The sequence below is a fragment of the Duganella sp. genome (assembly GCF_039595735.1).
In the GTDB taxonomy this organism is placed as follows: Bacteria; Pseudomonadota; Gammaproteobacteria; order Burkholderiales; family Burkholderiaceae_D; genus Rugamonas.
The window spans coordinates 213,296-233,474 of sequence record NZ_JBCNLB010000004.1 but is presented as its reverse complement, the minus strand read 5'-3'; the positions used below and the strand labels follow the sequence as shown (position 1 = coordinate 233,474).

At 62.8% G+C, this 20,179-nt stretch carries 17 protein-coding genes; 7 read left to right on the top strand and 10 right to left on the bottom strand.

Translation table 11 applies throughout. From position 1 onward, the window contains the following. Window positions 1–35: 35 nt before the first annotated feature. From preA to ABDW57_RS10785, 5 genes are read right to left on the bottom strand one after another with little or no spacing between them, the layout of a single operon-like run. A complete protein-coding gene (gene preA / locus ABDW57_RS10805) occupies window positions 36–1,331 on the bottom strand; it encodes an NAD-dependent dihydropyrimidine dehydrogenase subunit PreA (RefSeq protein ID WP_343730204.1) in 1,296 nt (431 codons plus the stop codon). Further along, on the bottom strand, window positions 1,331–2,701 hold the full coding sequence (locus ABDW57_RS10800) for an NAD(P)-dependent oxidoreductase (RefSeq protein ID WP_343730203.1): 1,371 nt from the start codon (window positions 2,699–2,701) through the stop codon (window positions 1,331–1,333). The genes preA and ABDW57_RS10800 overlap by 1 nt, the downstream gene beginning before the upstream one ends. Before the next feature lie 16 nt (window positions 2,702–2,717). Further along, a complete protein-coding gene (locus tag ABDW57_RS10795) occupies window positions 2,718–4,211 on the bottom strand; it encodes a CoA-acylating methylmalonate-semialdehyde dehydrogenase (RefSeq protein ID WP_343730202.1) in 1,494 nt (497 codons plus the stop codon). A gap of 25 nt (window positions 4,212–4,236) precedes the next feature. Continuing rightward, entirely contained in the window at window positions 4,237–5,352 is a 1,116-nt protein-coding gene (ald, locus tag ABDW57_RS10790; protein ID WP_343730201.1) for an alanine dehydrogenase, read from the bottom strand. A gap of 11 nt (window positions 5,353–5,363) precedes the next feature. Continuing rightward, entirely contained in the window at window positions 5,364–6,680 is a 1,317-nt protein-coding gene (locus tag ABDW57_RS10785; protein ID WP_343730200.1) for an aspartate aminotransferase family protein, read from the bottom strand. 177 nt (window positions 6,681–6,857) lie between these two features. On the opposite strand from ABDW57_RS10785, the gene ABDW57_RS10780 reads away from it, so the two are divergent. Together ABDW57_RS10780 and ABDW57_RS10775 are read left to right on the top strand one after the other, a co-directional pair. Next, window positions 6,858–8,285 carry a PLP-dependent aminotransferase family protein gene (locus ABDW57_RS10780; protein WP_343730199.1) on the top strand — a complete coding sequence of 476 codons (1,428 nt, stop codon included), beginning with the start codon at window positions 6,858–6,860 and terminating at the stop codon, window positions 8,283–8,285. After that, window positions 8,273–8,929, top strand: a complete 657-nt coding sequence (locus ABDW57_RS10775) for a TetR/AcrR family transcriptional regulator (protein ID WP_343730198.1) — start codon at window positions 8,273–8,275, stop codon at window positions 8,927–8,929. The genes ABDW57_RS10780 and ABDW57_RS10775 overlap by 13 nt, the downstream gene beginning before the upstream one ends. On the opposite strand, the gene ABDW57_RS10770 is transcribed toward ABDW57_RS10775, so the two are convergent. Beyond that, window positions 8,892–9,824, bottom strand: coding sequence for a choice-of-anchor A family protein (locus tag ABDW57_RS10770; protein WP_343730197.1), 933 nt, complete (start codon window positions 9,822–9,824; stop codon window positions 8,892–8,894). The genes ABDW57_RS10775 and ABDW57_RS10770 overlap by 38 nt on opposite strands. 212 nt (window positions 9,825–10,036) lie before the next feature. Here ABDW57_RS10770 and ABDW57_RS10765 point away from each other — a divergent pair, with 212 nt between their 5' ends. The 5 genes from ABDW57_RS10765 to ABDW57_RS10745 all read left to right on the top strand — a co-directional run bounded on the left by ABDW57_RS10765 (window position 10,037) and on the right by ABDW57_RS10745 (window position 14,663). Next, window positions 10,037–10,288, top strand: a complete 252-nt coding sequence (locus ABDW57_RS10765) for a hypothetical protein (protein WP_343730196.1) — start codon at window positions 10,037–10,039, stop codon at window positions 10,286–10,288. Continuing rightward, complete coding sequence (locus ABDW57_RS10760; RefSeq protein WP_343730195.1) at window positions 10,285–11,214, top strand: histidine kinase; 930 nt, start codon at window positions 10,285–10,287, stop codon at window positions 11,212–11,214. The genes ABDW57_RS10765 and ABDW57_RS10760 overlap by 4 nt, the downstream gene beginning before the upstream one ends. Next, window positions 11,211–11,972, top strand: a complete 762-nt coding sequence (locus tag ABDW57_RS10755) for a LytTR family DNA-binding domain-containing protein (RefSeq protein WP_343730194.1) — start codon at window positions 11,211–11,213, stop codon at window positions 11,970–11,972. The genes ABDW57_RS10760 and ABDW57_RS10755 overlap by 4 nt, the downstream gene beginning before the upstream one ends. A 90-nt stretch (window positions 11,973–12,062) precedes the next feature. Further along, on the top strand, window positions 12,063–14,024 hold the full coding sequence (locus ABDW57_RS10750) for a PQQ-binding-like beta-propeller repeat protein (RefSeq protein ID WP_343730193.1): 1,962 nt from the start codon (window positions 12,063–12,065) through the stop codon (window positions 14,022–14,024). A 174-nt stretch (window positions 14,025–14,198) separates the two neighbouring features. Next, the gene (locus tag ABDW57_RS10745; protein ID WP_343730192.1) at window positions 14,199–14,663 is read left to right on the top strand and encodes a VOC family protein; all 465 of its coding nucleotides are present in this window, start codon (window positions 14,199–14,201) and stop codon (window positions 14,661–14,663) included. Here ABDW57_RS10745 and ABDW57_RS10740 read toward each other — a convergent pair. From ABDW57_RS10740 to ABDW57_RS10725, 4 genes are all read right to left on the bottom strand, one after another. Beyond that, window positions 14,615–15,844: a nucleoside deaminase gene (locus ABDW57_RS10740; protein WP_343730191.1), complete on the bottom strand. Its 1,230-nt coding sequence runs from the start codon at window positions 15,842–15,844 to the stop codon at window positions 14,615–14,617. The two genes, ABDW57_RS10745 and ABDW57_RS10740, sit on opposite strands and share 49 nt — an antisense overlap. Beyond that, complete coding sequence (locus tag ABDW57_RS10735; RefSeq protein WP_343730190.1) at window positions 15,844–16,251, bottom strand: cytidine deaminase; 408 nt, start codon at window positions 16,249–16,251, stop codon at window positions 15,844–15,846. The genes ABDW57_RS10740 and ABDW57_RS10735 overlap by 1 nt, the downstream gene beginning before the upstream one ends. Window positions 16,252–16,358: 107 nt before the next feature. Next, window positions 16,359–17,684, bottom strand: a complete 1,326-nt coding sequence (gene deoA / locus ABDW57_RS10730) for a thymidine phosphorylase (protein ID WP_343730189.1) — start codon at window positions 17,682–17,684, stop codon at window positions 16,359–16,361. Window positions 17,685–17,792: 108 nt separating this feature from the next. Next, window positions 17,793–20,147 (bottom strand): aldehyde dehydrogenase family protein, encoded by a 2,355-nt coding sequence (locus tag ABDW57_RS10725; protein WP_343730335.1) that lies wholly within the window; start codon window positions 20,145–20,147, stop codon window positions 17,793–17,795. Between the last annotated feature and the right edge of the window lie 32 nt (window positions 20,148–20,179).

Sequence of the window (20,179 nt, the reverse complement as noted above, 5' to 3'; positions counted from 1 at the left end):
AGGTTAGTATGCCTTTATCGTTGCAAGTTTCATACCTAAGCCGTCTCTGCCACCTTGACGTTTTCCGCGCGTGGATTGCGCGGGTCCTGCGTCCAGTTCATGTATGGTTTGCCGGTATCCTGCGGCACCATGGTGATGCAACCCTGCACCGGACAGGTGATCTCGCACAGATTACACCCAACGCATTCTTCCTTGTTGACTTCATAGGTGCGCGCGCCGGTGGCGGCATCGATCAGTTGATTGATCGACTGGTGCGAGGTGTCCTCGCACGCCACGTAGCAGCGGCCGCACTTGATGCAGTCGTCCTGATTGATGTGCGCGATCACCTGGTAGTTCATGTTGAGATATTTCCAGTCGGTGGTGTTGGGCACCGCCTTGCCCTGGAAGTCGCTGATGCGCTGATAGCCCTTCTGATCCATCCAGCGCGACAGGCCATCCTTCATCTCCTCAACGATGCGGAAACCGTGCAGCATGGCGGCGGTGCAAACCTGCACGCAGCCCGCGCCCAGCGCCATGAACTCGGCCGCGTCGCGCCAGTTGCCGATGCCGCCGATGCCGGAGATCGGCAGGCCCGCCGTCTGCGGATCGCGTGCAATCTCGGCCACCATATTGAGCGCGATCGGCTTCACCGCGGAACCGCAGTAGCCGCCGTGTGTGCTGGCGCCGCCGACAATCGGGAAGGCCACCATCTGGTCCAGGTCCAGATGCGTTATCGAGTTGATGGTGTTGATGAGCGAGACGGCATCCGCTCCGCCAGCCTTGGCCGCGCGTGCGGGCGCACGCACGTCAGTGATGTTGGGCGTAAGCTTGACGATGACCGGCAGTTTGCAATGCGTCTTGCACCAGCGGGTGACCATCTCCACATACTCAGGCACCTGGCCCACCGCCGCGCCCATGCCGCGCTCCGGCATGCCGTGCGGGCAGCCGAAATTCAGTTCGATGCCGTCGGCGCCGGTGGCTTCAACCTTCGGCATGATCTCGGCCCAGAGTGCTTCTTCGCACGGCAGCATCAGCGAGACAATGATCACGCGGTCCGGCCAGTCCTTCTTCACCTGCGTAATCTCCTGCAGGTTGATTTCCAGCGAACGGTCGGTAATCAGCTCGATGTTATTGAAGCCGAGGACTTCACGGTTCTTGCCGTAGTGCGCCGAGTAGCGCGACGACACGTTGACGGCGGCAGGATCTTCGCCCAGCGTCTTCCACACCACGCCGCCCCATCCCGCTTCAAATGCGCGCACCACGTTATAGGCCTTGTCCGTCGGCGGCGCGGAGGCCAGCCAGAATGGATTGATGGACTTGATGCCGCAGAATTCTATGCTCAGGTCAGCCATTATGCAGCCTCCTTCAGACCGTTGATATCGGCATGGATGGCGTGCGCCGCCAGCTTGCCATGTTGGACCGCTTGCACGGTCAGATCCTGTCCAGGCGCCACACAGTCGCCGCCGGCGTAGATGCGCGGCAGGACCGTGCGGAACTGATCGTCGACGTGGATTTTGTCACCGTCGCGTTTCAGCGTTTTCGCCAGCGGATCGCTGATGCCCGTTTCATCCATGCTCTGGCCGATCGCCTTGAAGATGGCGTCGGCGGCGATTTCAAAGGTCTCGCCGGTGCCGGACAGGCGGCCGTTCACGACCGCCGTTTTTTCAAAGCGCATGCCGCGCACACAACCGGCATCGTCCAGCAGCACCTGCTGCGGCTGCGCCCAGGTACGCATGCGGACCTGATTCTCCTTGGCGATGTGCTGTTCGTGCTCGGTCGCACTCATGGCTTCAAAGCCGCGGCGATACACCAGCGTGACTTCTTCCGCACCCAGGCGCTGGATCTGCACCGCCATGTCGATCGCCGTGTTGCCGGCGCCGATGACGATGGCGCGCGATGGCACCGGCAGCTGGCTCAGGTCATCCGACTGGCGCAGCGCAGCGATGTAGTCGACGGCGGCCAGCAGGCCAGGCGCATCCTCTCCGGTCAGCCCCATTTGCTTGCTGGCGCCGAGGCCCAGGCCGAGGAACACCGCGTCGTAGTTGGCGTGCAGGTCTTTCAGCTGCACGTTCACGCCCAGCGTTTGCCCATGCTTGATGGTGATGCCGCCGATCTGCAGCAGGAACTCGACTTCCTTCTGCGCGAAGTTGTCAGTCAGCTTGTATTTGGCGATGCCGTATTCATTCAGGCCGCCGGATTTTTCTTTGGCCTCGTAGATCACCACGTCATTGCCCAACATGGCCAGGCGGTGCGCGCAGGACAGGCCTGCGGGGCCGGCGCCGACCACGGCGATGCGCTTGGCGGTGGATGGGCCGCGCTTGAACGGATGCTGGTCCAGTGTCATGTTATCGATGGCGTAGCGCTGCAGCAGGCCGATTTTCACCGGCTGGCCTTCGGCATCGTGATTGCGCACGCAGGCGTCCTCGCACAGGATTTCAGTCGGACAGACGCGCGAGCAGCTGCCGCCCAAAATGTTTTGCTTGAGGATGCCGACGGCGGCACCGTTGATATTCTCATCGTGGATATTGCGGATAAAACTGGCCACATCGATCTCCGATGGGCAGATGCGCGAACATGGCGCATCGTAGCAGTACAGACAGCGCGCGCTTTCGATGGCGGCCTGCCGCGCGTTCAACGCCGGCGCAAGGTCAGTGAAGTGTTTCGCCAGTGAGTCATTGGATTCCTTCGACTTTGGCATGTGGCTGAGCGATTCGAGAATCATGATCGGTCCTGATTGATTATTTCATCTGTGGGAATGCAAATTCTGCGCCAGCGCTGGCGGTGTTCGGCCAGCGCTGCATCACCGCCTTGTGGCGCGTGTAGAAGCGCACGCCTTCGGGACCGTACGCGTGATGATCGCCAAACAGGCTGCGCTTCCAGCCGCCAAAACTGTTGAAGGCCATCGGCACCGGCAGCGGCACATTCACGCCCACCATGCCGACCTGGATCTGCCGCACGAACTCGCGCGCCACGCCACCATCGCGCGTGTAGATCGCCACGCCGTTGCCGTACTCGTTGCGGTTGATGAGCTCCACCGCGCTGCCCACATCCGGCGCGCGTAGCATGCACAGCACCGGGCCGAAAATCTCTTCCTTGTAGATGCTCATCTCCGGCGTAACGTGATCGAACAAAGTCCCGCCGATGAAGAAGCCGTTCTCGCGCCCCACCACTTTGTGATTGCGGCCATCGACCACCAGCTTCGCGCCCTGCTCCACGCCCTCTCCGATCAGGCGCTCTATGCGCTGCTTGGCGGCGCTGGTGACCACTGGCCCCATTTCAGCATCGGACGCCATGCCATCGCGCACTTTCAGTGCAGCGGTGCGCTTTGCAAGTGCGTCAACAATCTTGTCGCCGGCATCGCCCACCGCCACCACCACCGAAATGGCCATGCAGCGTTCACCGGCCGAGCCAAACGCAGCGCCCATCAGCGCATCGACGGTCATCTCCATGTCCGCATCCGGCATCACCACCATATGATTCTTGGCGCCACCCAAAGCCTGTACCCGCTTGCCCGATGCGCAGCCGCGCGCGTAGATGTATTCGGCGATCGGCGTCGAGCCGACAAAGCTCACTGCCTGCACCACTGGATGATCAAGCAGCGCATCGACCGTCACCTTATCGCCCTGCACCACGTTGAACACGCCGTCCGGCAGGCCGGCTTCCTTCAGCAGGCGCGCATGCAGCAGCGACGGCGATGGATCACGCTCGGAAGGCTTCAGCACAAAGGTATTGCCGCACGCGAGTGCGACCGGGAACATCCACATCGGCACCATCACCGGGAAGTTGAACGGCGTGATGCCGGCCACCACACCCAGCGCCTGCCGCATCGACCACGCATCGATACCGCGCGAGATCTGGTCGGTGAATTCGCCCTTCAGCATTTGCGGTATGCCGACCGCGAATTCCACCATCTCGATGCCGCGCGCCACTTCGCCCTGCGCATCGGCAAAGGTTTTGCCGTGTTCACGCGTGATCATGGCCGCGAATTCGTCGGTATGCTGCTGGCACAATTGCAGATACTTGAACAGCACGCGCGCACGCGTCAGCGGCGGCGTGGCGGACCACGACGGGAATGCTTGCTCTGCCGCGCGCACGGCGGCGTCGACCTCCTCCGCCGTGCCGAGCGCCACTCTGGCTACCGGTTCGCCCAATGCGGGATTGAACACGTCTGCATGGCGGCCGCTTTGCGTATCGACGGTAACGCCGTTGATGTAATGGGTGATGGTATCCATAATGCTCTTTCAAATTAAGCGCGGATCAGCCCAGCAGGCTGTCCGCGTCTACGTAGGTATAGCCAAGACCGTGCGCCACCGCTTCATATGTGACATGGCCCTGGCAGACATTCAAACCGTTCTTCAGATGCGGGTTGGCTTTCAGCGCTTTCTGCCAGCCCTTGTCGGCCAGCGCGACCGCATGGCCGATGGTTGCGTTGTTGAGCGCGAAGGTCGAGGTGCGCGCCACCGCGCCTGGCATATTCGCCACGCAGTAGTGCACCACGCCGTCCACCACATACGTCGGCTGCTCGTGCGTGGTGGCGTGCGAGGTTTCAAAGCAGCCGCCCTGATCGATCGCCACATCCACCACCACAGCTCCCTGCTTCATGCGCGAGATCATGGATTTGGTGACCAGCTTGGGCGCCGCCGCGCCAGGCACCAGCACGCCGCCGATCACCAGGTCCGCATCCAGCACCGCTTCCTCGATCGAATGCGCGTTGGAATACATGGTGGAGATGCGGTTGCCGTACACGAGGTCCAGCTGGCGCAGGCGGTCGATGTTCTTGTCCAGAATCGTCACACGCGCGCCGATGCCGACCGCCATCTGCAAGGCATTGGTGCCGACCACACCGGCGCCAATGATCGCGATATGCCCCGGCGCCACGCCAGGCACGCCGCCCAGCAGCAGGCCCATGCCACCCTTGGATTTCTCCAGATGCGCGGCGCCGGCCTGGATCGACATGCGCCCCGCCACCTCGCTCATCGGCGCCAGCAGCGGCAGGCCGCCGTTAGGGCCGGTGATGGTTTCGTAGGCGATGCACACCGCACCAGATGCCACCAGCGCCTTGGTCTGCTCCGGGTCCGGCGCAAGGTGCAGATAGGTGTACAGGATCTGATCCTTGCGCAGCATGGCGCATTCCTGCGGCTGCGGTTCCTTGACTTTCACGATCATCTCGGCACGGGCGAAAATGTCGCGCGCCGCTTCAACGATGCTGGCGCCGGACGCTTCGTACATCGCATCCGTGAGGCCGATGGCCGCGCCGGCATTTTTTTGTACCAATACTTGATGACCACGCAAAACGAGTTCCTTGACGCTGGCCGGGGTAAGGCCAACACGGGACTCCTGGTTCTTAATCTCTTTTGGGACGCCGACCAGCATGGTTGTCTCCTTCAGTTCAGGTGTTTAAGTACTTCCCTCAGCTTTCCAAACAATTCATCGATATGTTTCTTCTCCAGCACCAGCGGTGGCGACAAGGCGATGATGTCGCCGGTGACGCGGATCAGGATGCCGTCGGCAAAAGCCTGCTTGAACGCGGCGAAGGCGCGCGCACCGGGCTTGCCGGCGATCGGCGCCAGCTCGATGCCGGCGATCAGGCCAATGGTGCGGATGTCGATCACGTGCGGCAGGCCTTTCAGCGAATGCACGGCATCCGCCCAGTACTCGGCCATGCCGGCCGCGTGTTCCAGGATGTTCTGTTCCTTGAACACTTCCAGCGTCGCCAGCGAAGCGGCGCACGCCACCGGATGACCCGAGTAGGTGTAGCCATGGAACAGCTCGATGCCGGCCGGCGCATCCATGAAGGCATCGTGGATATGCTTTTTGCTGAACACCGCGCCCATCGGAATGGTGCCGTTGGTGAGGCCCTTGGCGGTGGTCATCATGTCCGGCTCAACGTCGAAGTAGTCGCCGGCGAATGGCGTGGTCAGGCGGCCGAAGCCCGTGATCACCTCATCGAAGATCAGCAGGATGCCGTGCTTGGTGCACAGCTCGCGCAGTCGCTTGAGATAACCTTTCGGTGGAATCAGCACGCCGGTGGAACCGGCCACCGGTTCGACGATCACCGCCGCGATGGTCGATGCATCGTGCAGCGCAACGATGCGTTCCAGTTCATCGGCCAGGTTGGCGCCGTGTTCCGGCTCGCCACGCGTGTAGGCGTTCTTCTCCAGATTGTGGGTGTGCGGCAGATGATCCACGCCCGGCAGCATCACGCCATACGGCTTGCGGTTGCCGGCGATGCCGCCGACCGAGATGCCGCCAAAGCCGACGCCGTGATAGCCGCGTTCGCGGCCGATGAAGCGCGTGCGGCTGGCTTCACCGCGCGCCTTGTGATACGCCAGCGCGATCTTCAGCGCGGTGTCCACCGCCTCGGAACCGGAGTTGGTGTAGAACACATGGCCGTAGCGATGGTTGGTGTACTCCATCAGCTTTTCCGCCAGGTCGAAAGCGGCCGGGTGGCCCATCTGGAAGGTCGGCGCGAAGTCGAGCTGGCCGACCATCTCGCGCACGGCGGCGACAATCTTCGGCTGCGCGTGGCCGCACGGCACGCACCACAGGCCGGCGGTGCCGTCCAGGATGCTGCGGCCGTCCACGTCCTTGTAGTACATGCCTTCCGCCGACACCAGCAGGCGCGGATGCTGCTTGAAATCGCGGTTGTTCGTGAACGGCATCCAGAAGGACGCCATCGATTCTGGTCGGGACTCGTTCATGCACATCTCCTATGAAACAACTGCTTTCGGATTTTTTTGACAAACCGTAAAAAAATTTACCAGTTGGCAAAATGATGATGCAATAATAGACAGCAGGACAACTATGGCACAGATACACAATTCATCAAACTGTCCAACCGTACTGGCAACAAAAACACTACAGTTTTGGAGTTGAGGATGGAAGAAGGAAACTGGCCCTGCGTTGCTATCGAGCGCAGGCAGAAGGGTAGCTTGGTCGATCAGATCGTGACGGCCATCAGCGCCATGGTTGGCAGCAAAGAGTTGCGCGTAGGCACTAAGATGCCCTCGGTGCGGCAATTTGCCAAGTGTAATGGCGTCAGTACCTTTACAGTTGTGGAAGCGTACGACCGGCTGGTGACGCTGGGCCTGCTGTCGTCGCGCCGTGGCTCCGGCTATTTCGTCGCCCGCCAGGAGGTGCCGGCCACGCTGCTGCCGGCCGCCTTGCACATCATCCCCAACGCCATTGACGCGCTCACGCCCGACCTGTATTCCGGCGTCTCGGAAGCGCTGCCGGTAGGCGCCGGCTGGCTGCCGCCGGAGTGGTATGGCGAGGACACCATCCTCGACGCCGTGCGCCAGGCCATGCGCATTCCGGCCAACCGCCTGCGCGGCTACGGCCATCCGCTCGGCTTCCCCACCCTGCGCCAGCAGATGGCGGCCACGCTGAGCGGTGAACTGTTCCCGGTGGAAGCCGAGCAAATCCTGCTGACCCACGGCGCCACCCACGCCTTCGACCTGGTGCTGCGCACCCTGACCAAGCCGGGCGACACCGTGTTGGTGGAAGATCCCGGCTATAGCAATCTGTTGTCGCTGATCCGCCACCACGGCTGCATCGCGGTCGGCATTGCGCGCGGCGAGAACGGGCTGGATCTGGACGCGCTGGCGCAGCAGGCCGCGCAAGTCCAGCCCAAGCTCATGTTCGTCAACACCGTGCTGCAAAATCCGCTCGGCACCTCGCTCAGCGTGGCGCAGGCGCACCGGCTGCTGGCACTGGCCGAGCAGTTCGATTTCTGGCTGGTGGAGGACGATATCTACCGCGAGCTGGCGCCGCGCGGCGAAGCTTCGCTGGCGGCCATGGATGGACTGCGGCGCGTGATCCGCGTCGGCAGTTTTTCCAAGACGCTGTCGCCGGTATTGCGGGTCGGCTCGATCTGCGCTTCATCCTCGCTGATCCCGGAGCTGCTGCGCGTGAAAATGCTGGCCGGGCTGACCACCTCGGAGATCAACGAGCGCGCGGTCTACCATGCCATCACCGCCCGCCCCTACCGGCGCATGGTGGACAAGCTGGTGACGCAGCTGGACGCCGGCCGCGAACGCGCCATGGCCAGCCTGCGCGAAGTGGGCATGACCTTGCTGGCACGGCCGCGCGGCGGCATGTTCGTCAGCGCCGGCTGGCACGACGCCCCCAGCGCTGAATGGAATGGAAAAATCATCGCCGACCAGGCGCTCAAGCACGGCATCCTGCTGTCGCCGTGCGACTTCTTCATGCTGCGCGCGCCGGAATCGATCTGGTTCCGCTTCAACGTAGCTTACGCAGACCACCCACAACTGCAAACCTTCCTGAGGCACATATGCCGACAGTAAAAATCAATCGCCGCCTGCTCAACCGCGACAAGCTGGAAGCCGAGATCACCGCCGAAGCCGTGCGGGTGTTTGCCGAGTGCGGCTACGAAGGCACCTCCATCGCCACCGTGGCGGAGAATGCCGGCCTGTCCAAGCAAAACCTGATGTACTACTTCCCCACCAAGCAGGCGCTGTATCAGCGCGTGCTGGACGAAGTGCTGGACGAGTGGCTGGCACGCATGGAAAGTCTGGCCGACGCCGACCAGGACCCGCGCGAAGTGCTGCGCGCCTACGTCCAGGCCAAACTGAAATTCTCGCGCGAGAATCCCTGGGCTTCGCGCGTGTATGCGATGGAAGTGATCAGCGGCGCGCCCCTGTACGGCGGCCAGATACAGAGCCGCGTGGTGCCGCTGGTGCGCAAGGATATCGAGGTGTTCGAGCAGTGGATCGCGGCGGGGAAGATGGCGCCGGTGAATGCGACGCATCTGCTGTTTGCGATCTGGGCAATGACGCAGTCCTATGCGGACTTCTCGGCCCAGATGGCGCTGGTGCTGAACCGCAAACAGCTGACGAAAAAGGATTTCGACGATGCCGAGAAGGTCATCGTCGACATGGTGCTGGCGGCGATCAGCGTGCCGCAGCCTGTTGGCGGCGACGCGCCATGAATCCGATCACGCCCAGGCCTGCCAGCAGCATGGCATAGGTTTCCGGCTCCGGCACCGGCTGGGTAAAGCCCAGCACATTGGCGGCCTTGAAGAAGTTGCCGGAGTTGATTTGCACCTGCGAAGCCCAGGAGTCGACCACCACGTTGCCGTTGATGACGCCCTGGCCGCCGTTCACCGCGGCCTTGGGCGCCAGGATGCTGAGGTTGGCGCCGGTGTTGATATTGAGCGAGGTCGCGTCGGCAAAGTTGAACAGCACGTTGTAGCCGTCAAACGCCGAGTAGCCGCCCTGGAACAGCGCCGAATTGCCGCTGACATTAACGATCAGGGTGGCGTTTTTGGCAAAGCCGCTCAAGTCGTAATAAGTGCTGTTTTTCAGCCAGCTGGCATTGATGTCGATGACTTCCACTGCCTTGTTGCTGCCGGTGAGGTAAACCCCGCCCCATTTTTCCTCGGCCTGGGCGGTGGTTTTCAGCTGGTCCAGCGCCTTGGAAGTCTGGGTCAGCGAGGACGACACAGCCGCAAAATTGACCGGCGACTTGCCGCTCTGGACCGGCGTGGCGGTGGTTGCGCTGGTCAGCTTGGTCTTGCCGCCGACGTAAGCGTCGCCGTTGAAGACGTCGCCGCCATTGAGGGTGAAATTGCCGCCGGCGATCAGCGAGTAATGGCCGTAGGCATCCTTGTTCTTGTCGTTGATCGAATACGAGCTGACCGAGACATTCCCGGCCGCCACCACCGCGCCCTGCACGTCGGCGCTGGGCGCGCTGAAATTGGTGAAGGAATAGACGTTGGCGCCGCCAACCAGCTTGCTCAGATCCAGCACTGCGGCGTGGGCGCTCCCCATCGCGACGGCGGACAGCACAGCGGCGGCGGCAGCGGTTTTGATAGCAGCGCTCATGAAATTACCCTATAGAAATTTAAATTACCCTCAGGATATCACAAATCCCATTTTATTTCCTTGCGGAATTATTCTACAGCACCCAAAGTGCCATTTATCCGCCACAATCACCGGCTATCCCCGCCAAAGCGCAGTTGATCGGAATCCGCTACGGCTGCCGGAAGGGCTTTGTTACAGTGATCCCATCGCAATCACTCTGATGGAGATGCAATATGAGCAAACTGAACACCCTGATCGACGAAATCATCCACGCCTTCAAGCAAACGCTGCGCTATGGCGTGCGCCTGATCGACCGCATGTCGCCGCCGGCACTGCTGGGCGCGGCGCTGGTGCTGGCGTTCATCTGCTCCATCCTGCCGCTTGCACTGGTGCTGTTCGCCTTCTTCATGTTGATTAAACTCGCGGTGGGCGCCACCGTGATCTGCGGCCGTCGCAACCAGCGCCATCAGGAGCACGTTGAATGAAAAAGAATCGGCTGGCCCAGGCCGGCTACAACAATGCCAAAAGCCTGCTCGACATCATCCGCGAGATCGGCGAAACCGCAGTCAACGTGTGGTGGCATTTCTTTGACTGGCTGGCGCAGGTGGAATGGCGCAAGCTGCTGATTATCTGGCTGTTGTTGTTGATTCTCTCAGCCTCGCTGTTCAATGTGAACAAACAGGCCTGGGGCTTTATCGCGGTGTCGCTGGCCCTGAAGGTGCTGGCCGGCGGCAAGCGCAAGGCGGAGCTGGAGGCGCGCCACGCCGAATCCCACGCCGACGAGGAAAGCATCGAACGGCGCGTGGTCGAGGCGCGCATGGCGGCGCTGCAGGCCCAGGTTGAGCCGCACTTTTTATTCAACACCCTGGCCCTGATCGGCCAGCTGATCGAAACCGATCCGCCGCAAGCGGCGCGCATCCACCAGAACCTGATCGACTACCTGCGCGCCACCCTGCCGCAGATGCGCGCCAAGGGCGCCGGCACGCTGGGGCGGCAGATTGAAATGTCGCGCGCCTACCTGGCCATCATGCAGGCGCGCATGCGCTCGCGGCTGGCGGTGTCGATCGACGTGCCGGAGGAGATGGCCAGCGCCACCTTCCCCGTGATGATGCTGCAGATCCTGATCGAAAACGCCATCAAGCACGGCCTGGAACCCAAGATCGATGGCGGCCGCATCGACATCCGCGCCTCGGTGGACAACCAGATGCTGCAGGTGGATGTGGTGGACGACGGCGTCGGCTTCAATCCCTTCTCCAGCGATGGCCTCGGCCTGGCCAATGTGCGCGAGCGTCTGCGCATCCAGTACGGCACCCGCGCCCAGCTGGTGATCGAGGCGCCGCTGACCGGCGGCACCCGTGCCAGCATCCGCGTGCCTTACGCCCCCGATATTTTTGCAGGAAGCGCGAAATGAACCGTCCCACCGCCCTGATCGCCGACGATGAAGAAGGCATGCGCGAGCAACTGCGCAGCCGCCTGCAGGACGTCTGGCCGGCGCTGGAGATCGTGGCCGAAGCCGCCAACGGCATTGAGGCCGTGGCGCTGGCCGGCCAGCATCAGCCGGACATCGTGTTCCTCGACATCCGCATGCCGGGCATGTCCGGCATCGAAGCGGCGCGCATGCTGTTCAACCGCTGCCACCTGGTGTTCGTCACCGCTTACGACCAGTATGCGATTGAAGCGTTTGAACAGGGCGCGCTGGATTACCTGCTCAAGCCGGTCGGCGGCGAACGCCTGAAGACCACCTGCGCGCGCCTGCAGGCCCGCATCGGCCAGCAGCCGACCAATATCGAACGTCAGTTGAGCCAGCTGCTATCGCATCACAGCAAGCCGGCGGCCAAACCGGAATACCTGCGCTGGATCCAGGCCGTGGTCGGCGCCAACCTGCGCATGATCTCCACGCGCGAAGTGCTGTTCTTCCAGGCCGATGAAAAATACACCCGCGTGCAGACCGAACAGTCCGAAGTCCTGATCCGCAAAACGCTGAAGGAGCTGGCGGACGAGCTCGATCCAAACGAATTCTGGCGCATCCACCGCTCGACGCTGGTGCGGGTGGATGCGATTCAGGAAGTCACGCGCGATTTGCGCGGACGGCAAATGGTCCGCATCCGCAACTTCCCGGAATTGTTGGAAGTCAGCCGTGGGCATGCGCATTTATTCCAACAGATGTAAATCGATGTAAAGAAATAATTATTAATTCTGCAAATAAGGAGGTAAAATCTCGGTTTTATTTATTTCTGCTGAACAAATATAATGAAGATATTGAAATCTTGCGTTGCGCTGATTGCCAGTGCCCTGCTACTTTCCGCCTGCGGTGGTGGTGGTGGCGGTTCCTCTGGCGGCGGTTCCTCTGGCGGCGGAGCGACCGGCGATCAGAGCTGGCTGAGCTTCACGCCCAATCCTGTCACTGTCGATGCGGTTCAGGGCCAATCGACGGCTTTCACGGTGAGCGCCCACGCCAGTAAAACCTTCAGCCAGAATTTCAATATCGCCATCGTCGAAGCGACCGGCCTGATCACCACCCAGGTCGACCTGTCCGGTGGCGGCTACGATTACACAGCCACCCTGTACGTCAGCCCGCTGCTGGCGGCCGGCACCCGGACCGGCACGCTGGTGGTGAAGCTGTGTGAAGATGATCCCGCAGTCTGCAACAAACCGCTGAGTGGCTCGCCATGGCGCATCCCGCTGACGGTCAACGTCAAGCCGGACACGACGCCAACCACGCCGACGACGCCAACCACCCCGACCACGCCAACCACGCCGACTACCCCGACCGAGCCGCCTCCGCCGGCGCCGGTCAGTCTGCAGTTCGACAAAACGGCCTATGCCTACAGCTTCACGCAGGGCGAACCGCTCAGCTTCCGGTTTAACGCCACGGCCAGCCGCAGCATCATGGGCGAAGCGCAAATCGGCGTGTTCGAGAAAAGCGGCTTGCTCAGCAATGGTGGCGGCACGTTGACGTGGAGCTCCGACAAAACCTACAACATCGACCTGCCGCTCAACGGCAATCTGGCAACGGGGCAATACAGCAGCACGCTGGAAGTGCGCGTATGCCAGGACGATCCATCCATCTGCAGCAAGCCGGTCAGCGGCTCGCCATGGAAAATTCCGCTCAGCCTGACCGTCACGCCAACGGTCAACCTGAAAGCGCTGTCGGCGCTGTCCGGCGTGCCAGCCTGGAGCACCCATCAAGGCAACGCCGGCCACACCGGTGCGATCGCCGCCACCGTCAAGCCAGCCAACTTCACCCGCCGCTTCAACCTCCCGACCACGGACCAGTACAGCAGCACCATCGCCATCGATGGCAATACCATCTACGCTGTGCTGGGCACGCGGTTCGGCAAATGGACGCTGCAAGCGATCAGCGAAGACACCAGCAAAACGGTATGGAGCGTTGACCTGGGCACGCTGCATCGCGTCAATCCGCCTGCCGCCGCCAACGGCAAAGTCTACGTGACCTCCACCGGCCATCAGGATTCCTACCTGTGGATCTTCGATCAGCGCGACGGCAAGCTGCTGGCCAAGCAGGCCATGAGTTCCCAGTGGGAAAACTATATGGCGCCAACCATCTACAACGGCGCCGTCTACACAGAGTATGGCTACTACGGCGGCATGGCCAAATACGATGGCAGCACCGGTACGCCGCAGTGGGCGGTCGGCCTGGCACAGGTTGATGGCTGGACCCCGGCGGTGGACGACCAGTATGCCTATACCTATATCGGCGGCAGTTTCAATGTCCTGAACAGCGCAACCGGCGAGACCGCCTATACGGTGGCCGATCCGCGCTCTGGCTCCAATTGGGTCAACACCTCGGTTGTGCTGGGCAACGGCATGCTGTATGCCGCCAACGCCGGCACCCTGACCGCGCTCAACCTGAATACCCGCGCCATCACCTGGTACCTGCAAGGCAATGGTGTCACCGGCCAACCGGCACTCGGCGCCAAGGCGCTGTATGTACTGCACGCCAACGGCACCGTGCTGGAAGCGCGTGATCCAGTTACCGGCAACGCGCAATGGGTTGCCAGCCTCACCGAACGCTACGACAACGTGATCGTCACCAGCAATCTGGCGTTTGTCAGCAACAGCACCAACACGCTGGCGATCGATCTGGCCACTCAGAAAACCGTGTGGACTTACCCGCTGGGCGGCACGCTAGCGATTTCCAACCGCGGCGTGCTGTACATCGTTGCACAGCAGAAAATTGCCGCTGTAAATCTGCAGTAAAGCCAAGAAACGCGTTGCCATTGCCGGAAGTCTGGTTCATATTAAGACTTTCAGCAATGCGCGACGCGTTCCTTTGAGCGACATCAATACACATGCGTTGGCCCATTGCGGCGCCGAACCACACTCCGTGCAATCAATCGAATCTGTTTGCACCCGCCCACCGGAGAGCCAACCATGTCCAGCATTGCCAAGCAAACCCCTTGCAGCGTCATACCGTGCCTACGCTACCGCGATGCCCATGCCGCCATCGACTGGCTGTGCAGCACGCTGGGCTTTGAAGTCCAGTTCGTGGTGCCTGAGGAAGATGGCCGCGTCGCCCACGCCCAGCTCACTTTCGGTAACAGCATGGTCATGCTGGGCTCGGCATTCGACACGGACTATGGACGCTTGTTAAAGCAGCCGCAGGACATCGGCGGCTTCGTCACGCAAAGCAGTTATCTGGTGGTGAATGATGCCGACCTGGTGTATGGCCGCGTGCTGGAAGCCGGCGGCCGCATCCTGCTGGACATCAAGAACGAAGACTACGGCGGCCGCGGCTTCACCTGCTCCGACCCCGAAGGCCACATCTGGAGCATCGGCACTTACGACCCTTACGCTTCGTCGGACAGCGCGGCAACCAGCGCGGCATCGGCCGCCTGAGTCGGACGGATGCGGATGATGCTGCGGTAGAGCGGCGGCAGGGCGGCGCAGATGGCGGCCAGGTCGGCCTCCGGCAACGATGGCAGCACGTACTGGAATTGCGCCGGGTTCTTCAGCGGCAGCGGGCCTTCCATGGTGGAGCCGTAGGCGCCCAGGTTCATGAAGCTGACCGCGCCCGCATCCGGTCCGCGCGCAAACACGAAGGTGCCGTCTTTCGGATGCCCGAGGTAGTGGCGCACTTCTTCCTGCTGCGTCGGCGTGGCGCCGTTCATCAGCTTGTAGCGCAGCTGCGCATAAGCGCGTGTGGTTTCCATGAAGGCGCTACGAATGCCCGAGTGCGTCATGCGCCCCGGCATGCACAACAGCAGGTTGCCGAAGGAATCCAGCAAAGCGACCGCGTCCCCTGCCCCGCCATGTTCGCGGTCGCGCGCCATCGCCTGTTTCAGGAACGGCGCCAGGCCGGCATCCGGCTGGTGCGGCGTGCAGCGGTAAGTCAGCGCGTCCGGGTACTGCTGCTTGAGCGCGGAAACAATGGCGTGGCCGGCCGGCAGCGTGGCCGGATCCTTCAGCACCTCCTGCGGCAGGTCGGTGTTGAACATTTCCATTACCTCGGCCGAGGTGGCTTCGAACACCAGTGAGCACAGGGCTTGCGTCGGTTCGGAGATGGTTTTGCCGATGAAGAAGGACTTCGGCGTGGCGCCGGTGCTGGCGCGCGCGTACAGCGAGGAACCAAGGATGGCAGGATAGCTGAAGCTGGCACCGGCCTGTTCGCGCAGGGGAGCCGGCAGCGCGTTGAAGCTGGCGCTGTTGTCGTGGTTGATGCCGGCATTCTTGTCGGGCGCGGCCACCACCACATTGAAGCCGCCCGCCAGGATTGCACCGGCGCACATGCAGCACGGATCGAGCGAAGTGACGATGGTGATGTCCTGCGGCGCCGGCAGTTCGCGGCCTTTGGCGTGCTCGGCGTAGTACCAGTCGATCAACTGCCGTTCGCCATGCGCGGTGGGGTCGAAGATCAGGCCATTCTTGACGACGTTGTTGTGCAGCGATTGCAGCACGTTGCCGTGCTGGTCCAGCATCAGGCCGCCAACGCCAAAGGTACCCTGCGTTTTGGCGGCAATCGCCTCCGCCGCCGCGATGGCGACAGCTGCCTGCACATCAATCGTCTTCTTGAGCGCCATTACTTCTTCTTGAGATCCTGACCGCCGAAGGCATTCGGCAGTTGCGCGGCGGCGGTGGTCTCGTAGATGTCGCCTTTGAGGTTGGTCAGCAGGACCGGCAGCTCGTTGCCGCCCAGTTCCAGGATCACCTGGCGGCAGGCGCCGCATGGGGCGATCGGACCGTCGGTTTCACCGATCACCACCAGTTGGTCGAAATCGCCCGGCTTGTAGCCATGAGCCAGCGCGCTGAACAGGGCGGTGCGCTCGGCGCAATTGCACAAGCCATAGGAAGCGTTTTCCACGTTACAGCCGTGGAACACCTTGCCGTCGTTGGTCAGCAGCGCCGCGCCCACCTTGAAGTTGGAGTATGGTGCGTAAGCCTTCAGCCGCGCGGCGGCGGCTTCGGCAATCAGTTCTCGTTTATTCATATCAATCGTCTCAGAGCCGTCATTCCGGCGCAAGCGGATGGTCCGCAGCTGCGGTCCATGCTGACTCGGCATGGGTCCCGGCTTTCGCCGGGACGACGGTGGTTTGGTTACGGGCGAATGGTCCGGTAGATGACTGGGTTGGCTGCCGGTGCAGCATCAGCGAGACGGTAAGCCGCCTGAATTTCGCGAATGGCCTGTTCGGCCGCTTCCCGCGTACGCGCGTGCACCATCGCCAGCGGCTGGCCGGCTTCCACTTTATCGCCCAGACCAACCAGATCGGTCAGGCCGACCGCGTAGTCGATGGCATCGGCAGCACGGCGGCGGCCGCCGCCGAGCGACACCACCGCCAGGCCGATGTCGCGGCAGTTGGTTGACGCAGCATAGCCCGAGGTCAGCGCCGGCGCCGGCACGATGACCGGTGCGCGCTCCAGGTACTTGTCCGGGTTCGACATCAGGTCGGCCGGGCCGCCCAATGCCGTCACCATGCGCGCGAAGCGTTCGGCCGCTTCGCCGCTGTCCAGCGAGGCTTGCAGTTTGGCGCGCGCTTCCGCTTCGTCGGCGGCCAGCTTGCCCAGCACCAGCATCTCGGCGCACAGCGCCAGCGTCACTTCGTGCAGGCGCGCAGGACGCGACTTGCCGGTCAGGTAATCGATCGCGCCGCGCACTTCCACCGCGTTGCCGGCGTAAGGCGCCAGCGATTCGTTCATGTCGGTCAGGATGGCGGAGGTCATCATGCCGGCGCCATTGCCGACCTTGACGATGCTCTCGGCCAGCTCCACCGATTTTTCATAGGTCGGCATGAAGGCGCCGCTGCCGACCTTCACGTCCATCGCCAGCGCATCCAGGCCGGCCGACAGTTTCTTCGACAGGATGGAGCCGGTGATCATGGCCACCGATTCCACTGTCGCCGTCACATCGCGCACGCCGTAGAAGACTTTGTCCGACGGCGCCAGCGACGATGTCTGGCCGATGATGGCCACGCCGACTTCCTTCACCACCTTGCGGAACAAGGCGTTGTCCGGCACCGTGGTGTAGCCGGGAATCGAGTCGAACTTGTCCAGCGTGCCGCCGGTGTGGCCGAGGCCACGGCCGGAAATCATCGGCACGTAGCCGCCGCAGGCTGCGACCATGGGCCCCAGCAGCAGCGAGACGACATCGCCGACGCCGCCGGTGGAATGCTTGTCCACCACCGGGCCGTTCAGATCGAGCGAGCGCCAGTCCAGCACTTCGCCGGAATCGCGCATGGCCTGGGTGAAGGCCACGCGCTCGTCCATGTTCATGTCCTTGAAATAGACTGCCATCGCCAGCGCGGCGATCTGGCCTTCGGTCACGCGGCCGGAGGTGATGCCGCCGACGAAGAACTGAATCTCTTCGGCCGACAACACGCCACCGTCACGCTTTTTGCGGATGATTTCTTGGGGTAGGTAGGACATAAATTCTCCCGTATAAAACGTCGTTCCCGCGCGGGCGGGAACCCATGCTGAGCGTCCGGATTCGGCGTTCCATGGATTCCCGCCTGCGCGGGAATGACGGGGGTGGGGTCAGACGCCGTAAGGAATCCAGATGTTTTTCACTTGCGAGGCGTGCGCCAGCACAGCGCGGCCGCCCGCTTGCGCGGTGCTGTACCAGTCGCGGCCTTTTGCACCGCCAACCCAGGTACGCTTCAGCGAAGCCGCCGACAGGCGCTCGACTTCGGCGCAGCCTTCGGCCGAACCGTCGTGACGCCACACCGCATCGATATCCGAGTGCGATGCCAGCGTGCGCGCCAGTTCATCGGCCGAACCGGTGACGATGTTGACCACACCGCCCGGCAGATCCGAGGTATCGAACACCTGATACAGATCGGTGGCCGACAGCGGATGTGCTTCCGACGGCACCACCACCACGCGGTTGCCCAGCGCAATGGCCGGCGCCACCAACGAGATAAAGCCCAGCAGCGGCGCCTCGTTCGGGCACACGATGCCGATCACGCCCAGCGGCTCGTTCAGGGCCACGGTAATGCCGTGCATCGGCGGCTGATGCGCCAGGCCGTCGTACTTGTCGGCCCACGCGGCGTAGTAGAACAGGCGCTCGATCGATGCCTGCACTTCCTTCTCGGCGTTTTTCGAACCGGTCATGGCGGCGATGCGGGCGGCGAATTCCTCGCCGCGCGCGGCCAGGTTTTCAGCGATGTAGTACAGCACTTGCGCGCGGTTGTGCGCGGTGGCCTTGGTCCAGCCGGTGGCCTTGTGCGCGGCTTCCACGGCGTTGCGGATGTCCTTGCGATTGCCCTCGCCCACCTCGGCGATGAAGGCGCCGTCAGCGCCATGAATCGCGCGGCTGTAGGCGCCATCAGGGCGCGCCTGCTTGCCGCCGATGTACAGCTTGGCCGTACGGTCGATGGCGAAAGCGCCGCCCGCTGCCGGTGCGGCGGCTTTGGCTTTGGCCTTCGGCGCGATCACCGGCGCGGCCGGACGCGCGTCTTCCGCCTTGGCGGTCAGGTATTCGTACATGCCTTCGCGGCCGCCTTCACGGCCGTAGCCGGATTCGCGGTAGCCGCCAAAGCCGCAAGCGGCGTCGAACTGGTTGGCGGTGTTGATCCACACAACACCGGCTTTGATCGCAGGCGCGACATCCAGCGCCAGCGAGATATTCTCGGTCCACACGCAGGCGGCCAGGCCGTACACGGTGTTGTTCGCCAGTTGCACCGCTTCCGGCGGGGTGCGGAAGCTCATCGCCACCAGTACCGGGCCAAAGATTTCAGCCTGCGCCACGGCGGCCGACGTCGAGGCGCCGGTGATCAGGGTTGGCGGGAACCACGAGCCGTCGGCCGGCAATTCGCACGCTGGCTGGTAGATGGTGCAGCCTTCGTCACGCGCCGATTGCACCAGGCCTTCGATGCGCTGCTTCTGCACCGGATCGACCAGCGCGCCGATGTCCATCGACTTGTCCAGCGGCGAGCCGAGAGTCAGCTTGTCCATGCGGGCACGCAGCTTGGCCAGGAATTTCTCCTGCACCGATTCCTGCACCAGCAGGCGCGAGCCGGCGCAGCACACCTGGCCCTGATTGAACCAGATCGAATCGACCAGGCCTTCAACCGCTGCATCCAGGTCCGCATCTTCAAACACGATGAATGGCGACTTGCCGCCCAGTTCCAGCGACAGCTTCTTGCCGCTGCCGGCGGTGGCCTGGCGAATCAGGCGGCCCACTTCGGTCGAACCGGTGAAGGCCAGCTTGTCGATGCCTTCGTGCTTGACGATGGCTTCGCCCACGCGGCCATCGCCGGTGACGATGTTGACCACGCCCGCCGGCACGCCGGCCTGCACGCAGATGTCGGCAAACAGCATCGCGCTCAGCGAGGTGAATTCGGCGGGCTTGAACACCACGGTGTTACCCGCGGCTAGCGCCGGCGCGATCTTCCACGCCAGCATCAGCAGCGGGAAGTTCCACGGCACGATCTGGCCGACCACGCCCACGGCGCGGTAATCGGCAAATTCTTCGGCCTGCAGTTGCGCCCAGCCGGCGTGGTAGTAGAAGTGGCGTGCCACCAGCGGCAGGTCGACGTCGCGGGTTTCGCGGATGGTCTTGCCGTTGTCCAGCGTTTCCAGCACGGCAAACAGGCGCGCGTGCTTTTGCATCAGGCGTGCGATCGAGTACAGCACCTTGGCGCGGCCATGGCCGCCCAATGCCTGCCAGCCCGGCTGCGCGCCGCGTGCGGCGGCGACCGCGCGATCGACGTCGGCGGCGGTGCCCTGGGTCAGGTCGGCCAGCTTGCTGCCATCGGCCGGATTGATGGAGGCGAACAGCTCACCAGCGGCGCTCCATTCATTGTTGATGAACAGGCCGAACTGGCGGCCACGCTGCTCCAGCCACGCTTGCGCTTCTTTGGTGCTTTCCGGTGCTGGGCCGTATTCCATGGTGTTGAGGATCTCTTTGATGGTTGGCATGA

Excerpts from the sequence above, each read along its gene's own strand:
- ABDW57_RS10765 (WP_343730196.1), top strand. The coding sequence starts at position 10,037 with ATGAGCAAACTGAACACCCTGATCGACGAAATCATCCACGCCTTCAAG.
- preA (WP_343730204.1), bottom strand. The coding sequence starts at position 1,331 with ATGGCTGACCTGAGCATAGAATTCTGCGGCATCAAGTCCATCAATCCA.
- ABDW57_RS10785 (WP_343730200.1), bottom strand. The coding sequence starts at position 6,680 with ATGAACGAGTCCCGACCAGAATCGATGGCGTCCTTCTGGATGCCGTTC.
- ABDW57_RS10775 (WP_343730198.1), top strand. The coding sequence starts at position 8,273 with ATGCCGACAGTAAAAATCAATCGCCGCCTGCTCAACCGCGACAAGCTG.
- ABDW57_RS10735 (WP_343730190.1), bottom strand. The coding sequence starts at position 16,251 with ATGAATAAACGAGAACTGATTGCCGAAGCCGCCGCCGCGCGGCTGAAG.
- deoA (WP_343730189.1), bottom strand. The coding sequence starts at position 17,684 with ATGTCCTACCTACCCCAAGAAATCATCCGCAAAAAGCGTGACGGTGGC.
- ABDW57_RS10800 (WP_343730203.1), bottom strand. The coding sequence starts at position 2,701 with ATGATTCTCGAATCGCTCAGCCACATGCCAAAGTCGAAGGAATCCAAT.
- ABDW57_RS10740 (WP_343730191.1), bottom strand. The coding sequence starts at position 15,844 with ATGGCGCTCAAGAAGACGATTGATGTGCAGGCAGCTGTCGCCATCGCG.
- ABDW57_RS10780 (WP_343730199.1), top strand. The coding sequence starts at position 6,858 with ATGGAAGAAGGAAACTGGCCCTGCGTTGCTATCGAGCGCAGGCAGAAG.
- ABDW57_RS10770 (WP_343730197.1), bottom strand. The coding sequence starts at position 9,824 with ATGAGCGCTGCTATCAAAACCGCTGCCGCCGCCGCTGTGCTGTCCGCC.
- ald (WP_343730201.1), bottom strand. The coding sequence starts at position 5,352 with ATGCTGGTCGGCGTCCCAAAAGAGATTAAGAACCAGGAGTCCCGTGTT.
- ABDW57_RS10760 (WP_343730195.1), top strand. The coding sequence starts at position 10,285 with ATGAAAAAGAATCGGCTGGCCCAGGCCGGCTACAACAATGCCAAAAGC.
- ABDW57_RS10745 (WP_343730192.1), top strand. The coding sequence starts at position 14,199 with ATGTCCAGCATTGCCAAGCAAACCCCTTGCAGCGTCATACCGTGCCTA.
- ABDW57_RS10755 (WP_343730194.1), top strand. The coding sequence starts at position 11,211 with ATGAACCGTCCCACCGCCCTGATCGCCGACGATGAAGAAGGCATGCGC.
- ABDW57_RS10725 (WP_343730335.1), bottom strand. The coding sequence starts at position 20,147 with ATGGAATACGGCCCAGCACCGGAAAGCACCAAAGAAGCGCAAGCGTGG.
- ABDW57_RS10795 (WP_343730202.1), bottom strand. The coding sequence starts at position 4,211 with ATGGATACCATCACCCATTACATCAACGGCGTTACCGTCGATACGCAA.